The following is a 14,161-nucleotide window of genomic DNA, read 5'->3' as shown; positions in this document are numbered from 1 at the left end:
AATTAATAATTTTTATAATTGTTGATGATGATATTTTTAGATTTTAAATCGTGCATCAAATTGTATAGCCCAAAAAAGGTTCTGTTCATGTATATAAAATGTTTAGAACCTCTATTTCCGTTCATCTTTTTTAATTGAGGGTCATTGTTGAATCGTTCTCCTAAGCTTGCAATTTTCCAAAAGAAAGTTTCGTCAGAAAAATCAAAAGAGTCTCCATGAAAAGGTTGTGTAAACAGACTGAGTAATTCATGAAATAACTTTGTGAAAAAGTCAATTTCTACAGCATTGTCTTGAGAAGTTAAAATTTCCAAATCGTACAGTTTCTCTTTGAATAATTGTGGATTTCCTATCACTTCTGGATTCGCCAATTCAAAATAAGGAATGTAAAAACTGTTAGGAATTACTTTGGTACAACCAAAATCTAACGCAATTAAATCTCGTTTTTCAGAAACCATAAAATTTCCTGGATGCGGATCTGCGTGTACTTTTTTAAGTACGTGAATTTGATACATATAAAAATCCCAGAAAGCTTGTCCAATTTTTGTTCTAGTTTGTTCATCAATAGTACTTAAATCTAATTCTGATAGATGTACTCCATCCATCCAATCCATAGTAATAATTCTATCCGAAGATAGTTCAGGGTAGTATTTTGGGAATTTTAGATTGGGTATGTTTTGACAAGCTTCTGAAATTTCTATGCTTTGTTGTACTTCTAGAATGTAGTTGGTCTCTTCAATCAATTTATCTTCAACCTCTTTAAAATATTTGTCAGAACCTTCTCCTTGAATGTTAAACATTTTAATAGCAATTGGTTTTACCAAAGCCAAATCTGAACTAATACTTTGTGCGACACCAGGATATTGAATTTTTACAGCCAATTTTTTTCCGTTTAGAGTTGCTTTGTGAACTTGCCCGATACTGGCAGCGTTTACAGATTCAAAATCAAAAGAATCGTAAAGATCATTCGGACTTTTACCGTAGTATTTTCTAAAGGTTTTTAAAACCAACGCAGATGAAAGTGGGGGAACAGAGAATTGAGAAAGCGAAAATTTTTCTACATAAGCTCTTGGCAAAATACTTTTTTCCATGCTCAACATTTGAGCAACTTTTAAAGCACTTCCTTTTAAATCTTTTAGACTATCGTAAATATCTTCGGCATTAGATTTGTCTAAATTTTCTTTTGCAACACGGGAATCACCAACGGTTTTTTCTACGTTGTATTTTAGGTAATTAATTCCCACTTTGGCTCCTGTGCTAATAAATTTAGTAGCTCTTTGTAATTTTCCCGTTGGGATGCTATCGAGTTTTTTCATAGGGTAGGATTATAATGTAGGTTTGATTTTTTCTTTGAAAAAGAATTTTCCAAAATCGATTAAATTTTTAATAGGTGTAATGTCTAGCAGGTCAAAACTAGCATTGACAGATTTTTCAATAAAAATGTCTGTTTTTTCAAAAGATGTAGAAGTGTCTTCTAGCCAAAATTGGATGGTAAATAACAATTGCTTCCAAGCCATTTCTTCTAAACTTTTTTGATTCCATTGATTCAATTTATCTTGTTTCAAATCAAGGGTTTCAATAGGTAGAGATTTTATGAACTCTCTGAATTTTACTCTCAAACCTTTTAATGTTTGAATTTTTTCAATAATATTTTTGTTTTCTTTTAGTGTCAGTAACACATAACTTCTGTTGGCGGTTAACAACTCAAAAAAGGTATAGTAAAACAGAAGAAGTTTATTTTTGGCATCTGATTGTATAAAAATTTCGTCGCCAGAAATCATCTTATGAGTTTCTTCGTAAAAAGTTTCATACACGCTATTTGCAATGTCTTCAAAAGAAGTGTAATGCTCGTATATGTTTTTTTCTTCTATCGTTAATGCTTTGGCAAAAGCATAAATTGATTTTGGGTTTTCTCCATGTTCCAAAACGTATTCCATGTATTTGGATAAAATTTCTTGTTTGCTTACAGCCGATGTTTCCATAATAATTCCGTTGTTTTCTATTAAAACTAGTACGAAATCAACAAGAAATCAATTTTTTTACGAGTATTTTTAGCAGAAATCGCTCGTGGTAAATGGTACACCTTAAAAGCTGTAAAGCCCCTTTTTTATTAATGTTTTTTTTAAAATGTGACGAATAGGAATCTCAAAAAAACACAAATAAGAATCTTTTTTTATGGCTTGGGGTTGTTGGGAGTCAAATGTTTCAGATGGGATGGGAGAAGTTGCTGATAATGATCTTATTGTTAACGATTAGTTAACAATTTACATGGGGTAAATTAACGAATATGTACATAAATTTGTCACCCTGTATATTAATAATATAGAATGAAAAAATTTATCAACACAACCATTTTAGCTTCAGCAATGTTTTTTGCAACAATAGTGTGTGCTTCAAATCCTACTTCAGGAGGAGATGATAAATTGAACAATGCTCATAAAATAGACACTTCTATTTTTTCTACACCTAAAGTAGATTATAAAGAAGTGAAAGATGTTTTTAGAATCAATAAAAGAGTAGACAGAATCTTTAAGCCTAAAAAGAAACTGTCTAAATTAAAGTACACAATTGCTTAACTAAACTTTTATAGGTGCTAATTTTTACTGCAAGCATCAACTACTGCTTGTGGAGCAAACTTGCTCAAATCTCCTTTGTGTTTGATGATATCTCTAACAATACTAGAACTAATAAAGGAAGTATCTGCACTGGTCAATAAGAATACAGTATCAATTCCAGATAATTTTCTGTTGGTGATGGCAATGGCTTTTTCAAATTCAAAATCCGCAGGGTTTCTCAAACCTCTTAATAAAAAATCTGCATTTACTTCTTTACAAAACTCAGTAGTAAGTCCTGTGTAAGTTGCTATTTTAATGTTAGAATATTCGCTAAAAGTTTGTTGGAGAAAAGCCAATCTTTCGTCTAAAGAAAATCTATATTTTTTAGCATCGTTGGTACCAATTGCAATGATTAATTCATCAAACAGAGGAACTGCACGTTGAATCACATTTACATGTCCTAAGGTTACAGGGTCAAAAGAACCAGGAAAAACAGCTTTTTTTTTCATAACAATCGTTATTTGGTTTTGATAGCCATTTCTATGGCATTGCTTAACAAATTAGGTAATGGAATTCCTGCTGCTTTTGCTTGTTGTGGCAGCAAACTTTCAGTAGTCATTCCTGGTACTGTATTCATTTCTAAAAAGTAAGGAATATCTCCGATAAAAATAAATTCTGATCTAGAAAAACCTTTCATATTTAATGCTTTGTAGGCTTTGATAGCTTCTGCGTGCAAATTGGTCAATTGTGTTTCTGAAATTCTTGCAGGTGTAATTTCGTTAGATTTTCCTTCGTATTTGGCTTCGTAGTCAAAAAAGTCGTTTTCAGAAACAATCTCTGTTGCGGGTAAAGGAATTACTTTGTCTTGATAAGTAATTACACCAATTGAAACCTCTGTTCCGTTTAAAAAAGATTCAATTAAAATTTCATGATCTTCTTTAAAAGCTTTTTCAAAAGCAACATCAAAATCTTCTAAATGATGAACTTTTGAAATTCCAAAACTAGAACCTGCATTGTTAGGTTTTACAAAACATGGCAATCCTAATTCTTGTGCAACCATATCAATATCAATGTTATCTCCTTTGTTAAAGTACAAAGACTTAGCCGTGTTTATTCCGTGTTTTCGCAACACGCTCAAACAATCTCTTTTGTTAAAAGTCAATGCCATTTGATAAGCAGGAGCAGAAGTGTGAGGAATGTCTAACATTTCAAAATAGCCTAAAATTTTTCCATCTTCTCCTGGGGTTCCGTGGATAACATTAAAAACACAGTCAAAAGTAATTTTATCCCCGTTTATTACAGCTGAAAAATCATTTTTGTCTATGGGAAATTCTAAATTATCTTCAGACAAAACAACCCATTTCTCTTTGGTAATAATGACTCTGTACGGATTGTATAAATGCTTGTCTATGTGGTTGTAAACTACATTTCCGCTGATGATAGAAATAGAATATTCACTAGAATACCCTCCCATAATTACTGCAATAGTAAGTTTCATAAATAGGCTATATTTAGGTGCTAAAAATATTAAATATTAATTCAAAACCCTAGATATAGGTTTTATATCTTTGCCAAAAATAGTTTGAAATGAAATTATTGCGTTTTTTAATCAGTAAAGTTTTTTTGATAAACCTTGCTATTGCGTTGGTTATTACTGTGCTTGCAAGTTACGGAGTGGTAAAATTTTTACATTCTTATACCAATCAAGCTCAAAAAATTGAGGTTCCAGATTTAGCAGAATTGACACTAGATGAGGTAAAAGTGGTTTTAGATGATTTACAATTAAGATCTGAAGTTTTAGATGCAGGAGCTTATCAGCCAGAAATTCCCAAAGGAGCTGTTTTAGAGCAAGAACCAAGTCCTGGACAAATAGTAAAAGAAAAAAGAAAAATTTACATTACGGTAAACCCTCAAGGATATGCAATGACATCTATCCCTGATTTTTATGGGAAAACAAAAAAAGAAATAGAACAAATTATTGCCAATAGTGGATTTATCATTGGTGAATACGAAGAAATAGAAGACATAGGAACGGTGGTTCGTGGATTAAAATACAAGGAACAACCACTAGAAACAGGAGACAAATTGCCTAAAATGTCTGTGATAGATATTGTAATAGGAAATGGATTGAATAGCAAACCGGTAGAAGCAGATAGTTTGCAAGTAGCACCGGTTGCAAACGAAAATTAAGAACATAGATGGAAGAAATAACAAGTGATATTGATGGTGTAGAAGATAATTTTGAACACTATAGATTTGTAGCAGAGCAAGGACAACAACCTTTACGAGTAGATAAGTTTTTGATGAATTTTGTGATGAATGTAACTCGAAACAAAGTTCAGCAAGCAATAAAAGATGGAAATGTTTTGGTAAATGATGAGGTGGTAAAAGCCAATCATAAAGTAAAACCAGAAGATGTGGTGAGAGTTGTTTTTGAATACGCACCAAGAGAAACAGAAATTTTGCCCGAAGATATTCCCTTAGATATTGTGTATGAGGATGATGATGTGATTGTAGTTAACAAACCTGCAGGATTGGTAGTACACCCAGGTCATGGAAATTATGATGGAACGATGGTCAATGCATTGTTACATCATTTTAAAAATTTGCCAGAAAACGCAGATGGTCGTCCAGGATTGGTACATAGAATAGATAAAGATACAAGCGGATTGTTGGTGGTTGCTAAAACCGAAGAAGCGTTGGTACATTTGTCCAAACAGTTTCACGACAAAACATCAGAACGTTTGTACCATGCTTTGGTGTGGGGAAATATAGAAGAAGATGCAGGGACTATAGAAGGACATATAGGTAGAAATTTAAAAAACCGTTTGCAACAAGATGTATTCCCTGATGGAGAACAAGGAAAACCAGCAGTAACTCATTTTAAGGTTTTAGAACGATTTTTGTATGTAACTTTGGTAGAGTGTAAGTTAGAAACAGGACGTACACACCAAATTAGAGCACATTTTAAACACATTGGTCATACTTTATTTAATGACGAACGTTACGGAGGAAATGCCATTTTAAAAGGAACAACTTATACCAAATACAAACAATTTGTAGACAATTGTTTCAAAATCATTCCTCGTCAAGCATTGCATGCAAAAACATTGGGATTTGAACATCCAACCACAGGAGAAATGATGCGTTTTGATTCTGAAATTCCAGAAGATTTACAACAAGTATTAGAAAAATGGAGAGGATATACGTTGACAAATAGCTAAACTTGACGTATAATAAAGAATTTTGAATTTGATGTTATAGTGTAAGGATAGGAAAAGTTTTTACACTAACCTTTTATCAAAATATAAAGTATAAATGAAAATTGTAGTTTCCCCAGCAAAATCATTAGACTTTGAGTCTAAAGTACCCACAAATAATTACACGCAAGGAGTTTTTTTAGAACAAGCAGAGAAATTGAGCAACGTTTTGAAAAAAAAATCACCGAAAGATCTGTCTGCGTTGATGAAAATTTCAGACAAATTGGGTGAGTTAAATTGGCAGCGAAATCAAGATTGGGTATTGCCTTTTACTCCAGAAAATGCACGTCAAGCAGTATTTGCTTTTAACGGTGATGTGTATACAGGTTTGGATGCTTATACGTTGAAAGAAGAACAAATAGATGTATTGCAAGATAAATTGAGAATTTTATCAGGACAATATGGTATTTTAAAACCCTTGGACTTGATGCAACCTTACCGTTTGGAAATGGGAACCAAATTGAAAATTAACACCAAGAATAATTTGTATGAATTTTGGGGAGATACCGTAACTCAAAAATTAAACGAAGAATTGTCTAAAGATGAGTTGTTTTTAAATTTGGCAAGCAATGAATATTTTAAAGTGGTTAAGCCAAAAGTTTTAAAAACAGCTATCATTACTCCAGAGTTTAAAGATTACAAAGATGGAAAGTTGAAAATTATTTCTTTTTACGCTAAAAAAGCAAGAGGATTGATGGTGCGTTATATTATAGATCACAACATAGAAACTCTTGATGGTTTGAAAGGATTTGACTGCGAAGGTTATGCTTTTGATGCCAACCTTTCTACCGAAACAGATTTGGTGTTTACAAGGTAGGCTTATTTAGAATAAAAAATTTAAATCCCCAACAACAGTAAAAGTTGTTGGGGATTATTGTCTAGGGGTAGTAACGATAAATTATTTTTGTTGACTTTCTATGTTGGGTAAAAAAGCGGTTAAAATTCCAATTAAAGGTAAAAAAGCACAAATAGAAAATACATAACTAATACTTGTCATGTCTGCCAATTTACCTAAAACAGCAGACCCTATTCCTGCCATTCCAAAAGCAAATCCGAAAAAGAGTCCAGCAACCAAACCTACTTTTCCTGGTAGTAGTTCTGTAGCATACACTAAAATTGCAGAAAAGGCAGAGGATAAAATCACTCCTATAACTACAGATAAAATTCCCACCCAAAACAAAGAGGCATAGGGTAACATTAAAGTAAAAGGAGCAACTCCTAAGATGGAAATCCATATCACATATTTTCTTCCAAATTTATCACCCAAAGGACCTCCTAACAAAGTTCCTGCAGCAACAGCTCCTAAGAATATAAATAAATAGACTTGAGATTCTTGAATAGATACGTTGAATTTATCAATCAAATAAAAAGTATAATAACTAGTAATACTTGTCAAATAAAAGTATTTAGAAAAGATTAAAATCAACAAAATGAGCAAAGAGAAAGTGACCCTTTTTTTAGATAAATTATGGAGTCTAGCTTCTTGAAAAGTGGATTTATTTTTACGTTTCATTTCCATATGAGCTCCATACCAAAGCCCAATTTTGTACAAAACTCCAATTCCGATAAAAGCAATTAAGCAGAACCAAATAATGTGCAACTGTCCATTTGGAATCACAATCATGGCAGCTAGCAAAGGTCCTACGGCAGTACCCGCATTCCCTCCTAATTGAAAGATGGATTGTGCCAATCCTTTTTTACCACCTGAAGCCAAATGTGCTACTCTAGAAGATTCGGGATGGAAAATAGAAGATCCTATTCCTATCAAGCTTACAGATAATAATAAGTAAGTAAAGCTAGAAGCTATGGAAACTAAAAACAAACCAATAAGAGTAAAACTCATTCCGATGACCAAAGAAAAAGGTTTGGATTTTTTATCTGTATACATTCCTACAAAAGGTTGTAAAATAGAAGCGATTATTTGATAGGTAAGCGTAATCAAACCAATTTGAGTAAAATTCAACTGAAACTGATCTTTTAACATAGGATATACAGCAGGAATTACAGCTTGTAACAAATCATTGATGAAGTGAGAAAAGCTAATGGTAAACAGAATCGCATATACTGTTTTTTGAAGCTCTTTGGGTGGAGGTGTTGTGTTTGCAAAGGCTAATTTTTGAGCATTCATGGTTGTAGATTTGTAAATGGCAAAGTTGCAAATAAAAAAGACTGTCTAAATTGCTATATTTGGACAATGAATAAGGATTATCAGACATATCCAATACAGAGTCTTGGATTTTTAATCAATGCGGATGTACCTGTTACAGGTTATTCCGAAATAATTACCGATGCCGTATGTTCGTCACACTCACACCCTAGAGCACAATTGATTTATGCAACTAACGGTGTGATGAAAGTAATAACTCCTGATCAAATTTGGGTTGTAAATCCTTTGCAAGGATTTTGGCTTCCTGGAGGTGTAGCACATCAGGTTTATTTTCAGAAAGACGTGAGTATGCACAGCGTTTTTGTAGATCCTTCTGTTGCTGGTTTATTGCCTTCTTTAAGTTTTGCTTTTGATATTTCTATGTTTTTAAAACAGTTGATTTTTAAAATTATTTCTTTTAAAGATATTGAAAATACAAGTATTTCAGAAAAAAGAATAGTGAATGTTTTTTTAGATGAATTGGCATTGATCAGTCCAAGTTCTACGTTTTTACCCACTAGCAACCATGATAAATTAAAAAAAGTGTTGACTCTATTGATGGAGGATGTTTCTAGTAAATACACAGTAGATTATTACGCAGATATTTCTTGTATTAGCAGCAGAACCTTGTCTCGTTTGTTTGTAAAAGAATTGGGAATGAACTTTAGTGATTGGAGAATTCGACTAAAACTCATAGAGGCCATCAAAAAATTGGGAGAAAATCAATCTGTAAAAAAAATAGCATTGGATTTGGGCTACGAAACTACGAGTGCTTTTATTTATATGTTTAAAAAGAATTTAGGAAAAACACCTTCTCATTACATTTTAGAACAACATAAGGCAAAATAATAGATGCAAGAACACCAGGAGTCTTGCCCTTTACCTATTTAGATATTAACAAATCACTAAATATTGTATTCAGGCCTGTACTCTGATTGTTATTTCTATACTTTTGGTTGCAATTAAAATATTTTACTTTATTTAATTCAGGAACTTAATATGTTGGAAACATCAAAAGATTTAGAAATTTTACAAAATCTTAAGAAAGGTGATGAGAAAGCGTATAAAGAATTATTTGATCTCTATTATATTCCTTTGTGCATTTACTCTTTAAAATATTGTGATTGTTACGATGTGGCAGAAGATATTGTTCAAGATTTGTTTATCAAATTTTGGAATGAAAAATTGTACTTAAAAATAGACAACACTATTTCTCCTTATTTATTCAAAGCTGTAAAGAATAATAGTTTGCAGTTTCAAAAATCCAATCCTCATACAGATGAAATCAATGATTATGTGTATAAAGTGATTGAAGGTGATGAAGAAGAAATAGATATGGAATCTTTAGAGACGGAAAAGGAAAAATTGTACCAAGAAATAGAAAAATTACCAGAAAAAAGTAGAGAAATATTTAAAGCCATTGTTTTAGACAATTTAAAATATAAAGAGGTTGCTAATCAGTTTGATATCTCTGTGAACACTGTAAAAACTCAATACTCAAGAGCACTGTCTAAGTTAAGAGAATCTTTAGACATTATTGTCTTATTGTTAATTGTCTCCTAAGGCCATTTTTCTTGTCACCCATTTTAGTGAATTTCTATTTGTATAGTATAAAACGTGCAAATAATGAGTTTCAAGGAGATTGATATTTTTTCATTGGTAAAATCATATATTGATAAATCTTTAGATAAAGATCAGTATGTAATTTTGAAAACATGGCTGGAAGAAGACAAGGAACATCAAAAAATATTTTCTGATTATTTACAAGTGTACAAAAAGTACCGACAAATTTCTTTTTTAGAAAAGATAGAGAAAGAGAGCGCTTGGTTAAAAATTACTTCAAAATTAAACCAGCCTGTATCTAAATCAATCAAAGTTAAACAATTGTTCTCTAGGGTTTCTATTTACAAATACGCGGCTATTTTTATCGGAATAATGGCTGGGGGAGCATTTTTTTACAACTTAACACAGAAAACGGTTGTATCTCCTACCGAAGTAGCTTTAAGGTTGACCAATGGTACTATAAAAACACTAAAAACTTCGGAACCTAAAACTATTTTAAAGATAGAATGTAATGCGGTTCAATTAGGAAGTCAGTTAACCTACGAGAAAACAAGCTTTGATGAAGTTGCTGTTGAATATCATAAAATTACCGTTCCTTATGGAAAAGTATTTGACATAGTTCTTTCTGATGGAACTCAAGTAAAGTTGAATTCAGGTTCTTCATTAAAATACCCAACTCAATTTGTAGCTCATAAAAATAGAGAGGTTTTGCTAGAGGGTGAAGCTTATTTTGAGGTGTACAAAGATCAAGCACATCCTTTTGTGGTGAATGCAAATAAAGATATCAATATTAGAGTATTGGGAACCAAGTTCAACATTTCTGCTTATCCAGAAGATAAAAACATCAGCACAGTATTGCTGGAAGGATCTGTGAGTTTGTATCCGGAAAAGAACAAATACAATATAAAAAATAGCACGTTGTTGTCTCCAGGACACATGGCAATATGGGATGTAGAGTATAGAAATTTTTCAGTACAAAAAACAGATATTGAACAGCATACTGCATGGTTGGACGGAAAGTTAATTTTTAAAGACACTCCTTTCAAAACAATTCGAAAAAAGCTAGAAAGAAAATACAACGTACAGATTGTGAATGACAATTTGTTGTTGGAAGAAAATACGTTTAATGCGGTTTTTGATTCAGAAACTATTGAAGAAACAATGGAGATTCTAAGCAGAAGTTTTGGAATTCATTATCGTATAAAAGAAAATACAATCACCCTAGAATAAAATGAGATGCCAATGAAATAAACCACAGATTTATTTAAAAAAAGAACCGGAAAGTGGTTGCAACACTTCCCGATTTTATGTAGTGACTATAGAATAACCACAAATTTTCAAAACAAAAATATGAAAAAAAATAATGATTGGATGAAAACATCCTGCTTTACTTTAAGGCAAAACATTAAAATGAAGATAACAATACTTATGTTGTTATTAACAATTACAAGCGTTTCCGCAGGAAACACTTATGCTCAAGACACAGAAATTACTTTGAAATTAAAAAAAGTAAGCATGAGTCAAGTATTGAACAAAATAGAATCTATAACTGATTATAACTTTTTTGTAGATACAAAAAAGATTGATTTATCTAGAATTGTTTCTGTAGACGAAAATCAAAAAGGAGTTTCAGAAGTGTTAAAAAAGTTGTTTTTAGGAACGGGAATTTCTTTTGAGATTTATAAAAATCAAATCATCTTAAAAAAAGAAATCAAAAACACAAAACAAGCTGCTATCAAAATTAAGGGAATGGTAACGGCTGAAGATGGAACACCTGTTCCAAGTGCAACAATTAAAGAAAAAGGAACCGAAAATGTAACGGTTTCTAGTTTTGATGGTGAATTTTCTATGGCAATTTCTGGTACTAATAAGGTTTTGATAGTTAGTTGTTTGGGGTATAGAACCAAAGAGGTTGTGGTGTTAGGGAATGACTATTTAAAAATTCAGTTGATAGAAGATTTACATCAATTGGATGCAGTTGTTGTTGTGGGGTATGGTAAACAGAAAAAAAGAGATCTTACAGGAGCAGTGTCATCAGTTTCTGAAAAAGATATTTCTGAAATTCCAACCACCAATGCACTACAAGCATTGAAAGGTAAAGTAGCAGGAATGGATGTTTTTAGTGGAGGAAATGAACCAGGAGGAGCTATTACTGTTAGAATTCGTGGAGAACGTTCTATTGGAGCAGACAATTCTCCCTTAATTGTTTTGGATGGAATTCCAATTATTGGTGGAATTAATGAAATCAATCCCAATGATATTTCATCAGTAGAGGTGTTAAAAGATGCTTCTTCTACAGCAATTTACGGTTCTAGAGCTTCTAACGGGGTTATTTTAATTACTACCAAAAGAGGTTCAAACAAAGGAAAAACGACTGTGAGTCTTTCTTCTTATTACGGACAAACTTCTGTAATGAACAAATTAGATTTGATGAATGGAGAAGAGTTTGCACAGTTAAGACGTGAGGCAGAAAGAACAGTAACAGGTGTTTATCCGGACGATAGCGATATTTTTGACAATATTGGTTTGGAGTCTATTGCACAAGGTAGAGATACAGATTGGCAAGATTTGATTTATGGAAACGGAAGCAAACAAAATCACCAGTTGAGTATTAATGGAGGAAACGAAAAAACACAATTTAACACGTCTTTAAACTATTTTAAAGAACAAGGAGTAGTGGCTAATTCTAAGTTTGAAAGAGGTTCGTTAAGAATAAATTTAGACCACAAAGTAAACGATGCGTTCAAGTTTGGAGTGTCTTCTTTTATTAGTCGTTCTAAACAAAATATTACTCAGAATGATTTGTTTGACAATGTTTTGAGATTAAATCCTTTGGGAATTCCTTATGATGAAGAAGGAAATATATTGTTTAGACCTACCAATGATGAGAGTCAACGTGTAAATCCATATTCAGATATTCAAAACTCGGTAAGTGAACAATTTAAGACAAGAGTTTTTGCAAGTATCTTTGCAGAATATGCCTTTTCAGAAAGTTTGAGTTACCGTTTGAATGTAGGGCCTGACATGCAGTTTGGTAAAAAGGGATATTTCTACGGAAGTATGACTACTAATAATCAAGGTGGAGCTTCTACAGCAGGAGTGAATAATAGTGATACAGTATCGTTAACGGTTGAAAATATTTTGAACTACAAACAAGATTTTGGTGATCAGCATGAGTTTGCGGCAACGTTTGTGCAGAGTTCTCAAAATCAAACAGAAAAAACAAGTTATACCAATGTAAAAGACATTCCTTACGATTCTCAAACATACAACAATTTGGGTTCTGCAGGTGAGGTATCTAGTATTGGTAGCAATCATCTAAAATGGAGATTATTATCTTACACAGCAAGATTCAACTATCAATTTGACAAACGTTATTTGTTAACTTTTACAGGAAGAGCAGACGGTTCTTCTAGATTTGCAGAAGGGAACAAATGGGGGTATTTTCCATCTGCAGCTGTAGCTTGGAGATTGTCAGAAGAATCTTTCTTTAAAGTGCCAGAGAACATTGTTTCAGACTTAAAGTTTAGAGTAAGTTTTGGTAAAACTGGAAATACAGCAATTGCTCCATACCAAACATTTAGTTCTTTAGAAAAGAGTTATTATGCTTTTGGAGATGGTGGAGCTCCTGGTTTTGTACCTGGTTCTATTTCAAACCCAGAATTAAAGTGGGAAACGACCAAACAAACAAACGTAGGTTTGGATTTTGAAATTTTAAAAAGAAGAGTAAGCGGTAGCGTAAACTATTACCAATCTAACACGTCAGATTTGTTGTTGCCAAGAAGTTTACCAACAAGTTCAGGATTTACCACTGTTTTAGAAAATATTGGAGCCACAAGTAATGAAGGTTGGGAAGTAAACGTTTCTTTCAAAGACATCATTCCTTCTAAAGATTTTAAATGGGAAGCAGATTTCACCTTTTCTACCAATAAGAATAAAATCACTCAAATTTACGGAGATGGTAAAGATGACATTGGAAACTTGTGGTTTATAGGAAAACCAATCAATGTTTTTTACGACTATAGAAAAGTAGGGATTTGGCAAACAAATGAAGCAGAAGAAGCAGCTTCTTACGGTTTTACTCCAGGTCAAATAAAAGTGGAAGACATTAATAATGATGGAGCTATAGATGCAGATGATAGAGTGGTTTTAGGGTCTCCTACACCAAAATGGGTTGGAGGGATGACACATAGATTTTATTACAAAGGATTTTCATTGTCTACAGTAATCCAAACCAGACAAAACAATATGACAAGTTCTGAGTTTTATGGAAACAACAACAGACTTGCAGGACGTTACAATAATTTAGATGTAGACTATTGGACTCCAGAAAATCCAACAAACAGCAATCCAAGACCTAATGTTAGTCAAGAAAGTGTGTATTTAGGGTCTACATTAACTTACAAAGATGTGAGTTTTATTAGAGTAAGAAACTTAGTGTTTACCTATTCTTTGCCAAATCATTTGTTGAAAAAATTAAACTTAACAGGAGTCTCATTCAATTTTACGGCAGAAAACCCATTTACCATTACCAATTATAAAGGATTTGATCCTGAGTTTGAATCCAACGGAGAACGAGCTTTGTATCCTTCTACAAAAACCTATGCTTTAGGTTTAAATATCAACCTTTAAAAGAAGTT

At 32.4% G+C, this 14,161-nt stretch carries 13 protein-coding genes; 8 read left to right on the top strand and 5 right to left on the bottom strand.

Annotated elements, in window-relative coordinates:
* Positions 1-2: 2 nt before the first annotated feature.
* Together Q4548_RS04920 and Q4548_RS04915 are read right to left on the bottom strand one after the other, a co-directional pair.
* Complete coding sequence (locus Q4548_RS04920; RefSeq protein WP_303452148.1) at positions 3-1,313, bottom strand: AarF/ABC1/UbiB kinase family protein; 1,311 nt, start codon at positions 1,311-1,313, stop codon at positions 3-5.
* Between the two features lie 9 nt (positions 1,314-1,322).
* Positions 1,323-1,979, bottom strand: coding sequence for a TetR/AcrR family transcriptional regulator (locus tag Q4548_RS04915; RefSeq protein WP_303452146.1), 657 nt, complete (start codon positions 1,977-1,979; stop codon positions 1,323-1,325).
* Positions 1,980-2,324: 345 nt separating this feature from the next.
* Here Q4548_RS04915 and Q4548_RS04910 point away from each other — a divergent pair, with 345 nt between their 5' ends.
* A complete protein-coding gene (locus Q4548_RS04910; RefSeq protein WP_303452144.1) occupies positions 2,325-2,573 on the top strand; it encodes a hypothetical protein in 249 nt (82 codons plus the stop codon).
* Between the two features lie 17 nt (positions 2,574-2,590).
* Here Q4548_RS04910 and coaD read toward each other — a convergent pair whose 3' ends face one another.
* Together coaD and Q4548_RS04900 are read right to left on the bottom strand one after the other, a co-directional pair.
* Complete coding sequence (gene coaD / locus Q4548_RS04905; protein ID WP_303452141.1) at positions 2,591-3,061, bottom strand: pantetheine-phosphate adenylyltransferase; 471 nt, start codon at positions 3,059-3,061, stop codon at positions 2,591-2,593.
* Positions 3,062-3,069: 8 nt separating this feature from the next.
* Positions 3,070-4,050: a D-alanine--D-alanine ligase gene (locus Q4548_RS04900; protein ID WP_303452139.1), complete on the bottom strand. Its 981-nt coding sequence runs from the start codon at positions 4,048-4,050 to the stop codon at positions 3,070-3,072.
* An 89-nt stretch (positions 4,051-4,139) separates the two neighbouring features.
* Between Q4548_RS04900 and Q4548_RS04895 the strand changes: the two genes are divergently transcribed.
* The 3 genes from Q4548_RS04895 (at position 4,140) to yaaA (ending at position 6,629) form a co-directional block, all read left to right on the top strand.
* Positions 4,140-4,742, top strand: coding sequence for a PASTA domain-containing protein (locus Q4548_RS04895; protein WP_303452137.1), 603 nt, complete (start codon positions 4,140-4,142; stop codon positions 4,740-4,742).
* An 8-nt stretch (positions 4,743-4,750) separates the two neighbouring features.
* On the top strand, positions 4,751-5,776 hold the full coding sequence (locus Q4548_RS04890; protein WP_303452135.1) for an RluA family pseudouridine synthase: 1,026 nt from the start codon (positions 4,751-4,753) through the stop codon (positions 5,774-5,776).
* Positions 5,777-5,870: 94 nt separating this feature from the next.
* On the top strand, positions 5,871-6,629 hold the full coding sequence (gene yaaA / locus Q4548_RS04885; RefSeq protein WP_303452133.1) for a peroxide stress protein YaaA: 759 nt from the start codon (positions 5,871-5,873) through the stop codon (positions 6,627-6,629).
* Positions 6,630-6,710: 81 nt separating this feature from the next.
* On the opposite strand, the gene Q4548_RS04880 is transcribed toward yaaA, so the two are convergent.
* Entirely contained in the window at positions 6,711-7,940 is a 1,230-nt protein-coding gene (locus tag Q4548_RS04880) for an MFS transporter (RefSeq protein WP_303452131.1), read from the bottom strand.
* Positions 7,941-8,006: 66 nt separating this feature from the next.
* On the opposite strand from Q4548_RS04880, the gene Q4548_RS04875 reads away from it, so the two are divergent.
* From Q4548_RS04875 to Q4548_RS04860, 4 genes are all read left to right on the top strand, one after another.
* Entirely contained in the window at positions 8,007-8,807 is an 801-nt protein-coding gene (locus Q4548_RS04875; protein ID WP_303452129.1) for a helix-turn-helix transcriptional regulator, read from the top strand.
* Between the two features lie 150 nt (positions 8,808-8,957).
* Positions 8,958-9,521 carry an RNA polymerase sigma factor gene (locus Q4548_RS04870; protein WP_303452127.1) on the top strand — a complete coding sequence of 188 codons (564 nt, stop codon included), beginning with the start codon at positions 8,958-8,960 and terminating at the stop codon, positions 9,519-9,521.
* 63 nt (positions 9,522-9,584) lie between these two features.
* Positions 9,585-10,751, top strand: a complete 1,167-nt coding sequence (locus Q4548_RS04865) for a FecR family protein (protein WP_303452125.1) — start codon at positions 9,585-9,587, stop codon at positions 10,749-10,751.
* Positions 10,752-10,871: 120 nt separating this feature from the next.
* Positions 10,872-14,153, top strand: coding sequence for a TonB-dependent receptor (locus Q4548_RS04860; protein WP_303452123.1), 3,282 nt, complete (start codon positions 10,872-10,874; stop codon positions 14,151-14,153).
* The last annotated feature ends 8 nt before the right edge of the window (positions 14,154-14,161 follow it).

The sequence above is a fragment of the Wenyingzhuangia sp. 2_MG-2023 genome (assembly GCF_030548295.1).
GTDB lineage: Bacteria > Bacteroidota > Bacteroidia > Flavobacteriales > Flavobacteriaceae > Wenyingzhuangia.
Note: the sequence above shows the minus strand (reverse complement) of the source record. Positions and strands in the feature narration are given on the sequence as shown.

What these genes read in the sequence shown, in the direction of transcription:
- Q4548_RS04865 (WP_303452125.1), top strand. Translation starts at nt 9,585, where the DNA reads ATGAGTTTCAAGGAGATTGATATTTTTTCATTGGTAAAATCATATATT.
- Q4548_RS04880 (WP_303452131.1), bottom strand. Translation starts at nt 7,940, where the DNA reads ATGAATGCTCAAAAATTAGCCTTTGCAAACACAACACCTCCACCCAAA.
- Q4548_RS04915 (WP_303452146.1), bottom strand. Translation starts at nt 1,979, where the DNA reads ATGGAAACATCGGCTGTAAGCAAACAAGAAATTTTATCCAAATACATG.
- Q4548_RS04910 (WP_303452144.1), top strand. Translation starts at nt 2,325, where the DNA reads ATGAAAAAATTTATCAACACAACCATTTTAGCTTCAGCAATGTTTTTT.
- Q4548_RS04895 (WP_303452137.1), top strand. Translation starts at nt 4,140, where the DNA reads ATGAAATTATTGCGTTTTTTAATCAGTAAAGTTTTTTTGATAAACCTT.
- coaD (WP_303452141.1), bottom strand. Translation starts at nt 3,061, where the DNA reads ATGAAAAAAAAAGCTGTTTTTCCTGGTTCTTTTGACCCTGTAACCTTA.
- Q4548_RS04890 (WP_303452135.1), top strand. Translation starts at nt 4,751, where the DNA reads ATGGAAGAAATAACAAGTGATATTGATGGTGTAGAAGATAATTTTGAA.
- Q4548_RS04900 (WP_303452139.1), bottom strand. Translation starts at nt 4,050, where the DNA reads ATGAAACTTACTATTGCAGTAATTATGGGAGGGTATTCTAGTGAATAT.
- Q4548_RS04875 (WP_303452129.1), top strand. Translation starts at nt 8,007, where the DNA reads ATGAATAAGGATTATCAGACATATCCAATACAGAGTCTTGGATTTTTA.
- Q4548_RS04870 (WP_303452127.1), top strand. Translation starts at nt 8,958, where the DNA reads ATGTTGGAAACATCAAAAGATTTAGAAATTTTACAAAATCTTAAGAAA.
- yaaA (WP_303452133.1), top strand. Translation starts at nt 5,871, where the DNA reads ATGAAAATTGTAGTTTCCCCAGCAAAATCATTAGACTTTGAGTCTAAA.
- Q4548_RS04920 (WP_303452148.1), bottom strand. Translation starts at nt 1,313, where the DNA reads ATGAAAAAACTCGATAGCATCCCAACGGGAAAATTACAAAGAGCTACT.
- Q4548_RS04860 (WP_303452123.1), top strand. Translation starts at nt 10,872, where the DNA reads ATGAAAAAAAATAATGATTGGATGAAAACATCCTGCTTTACTTTAAGG.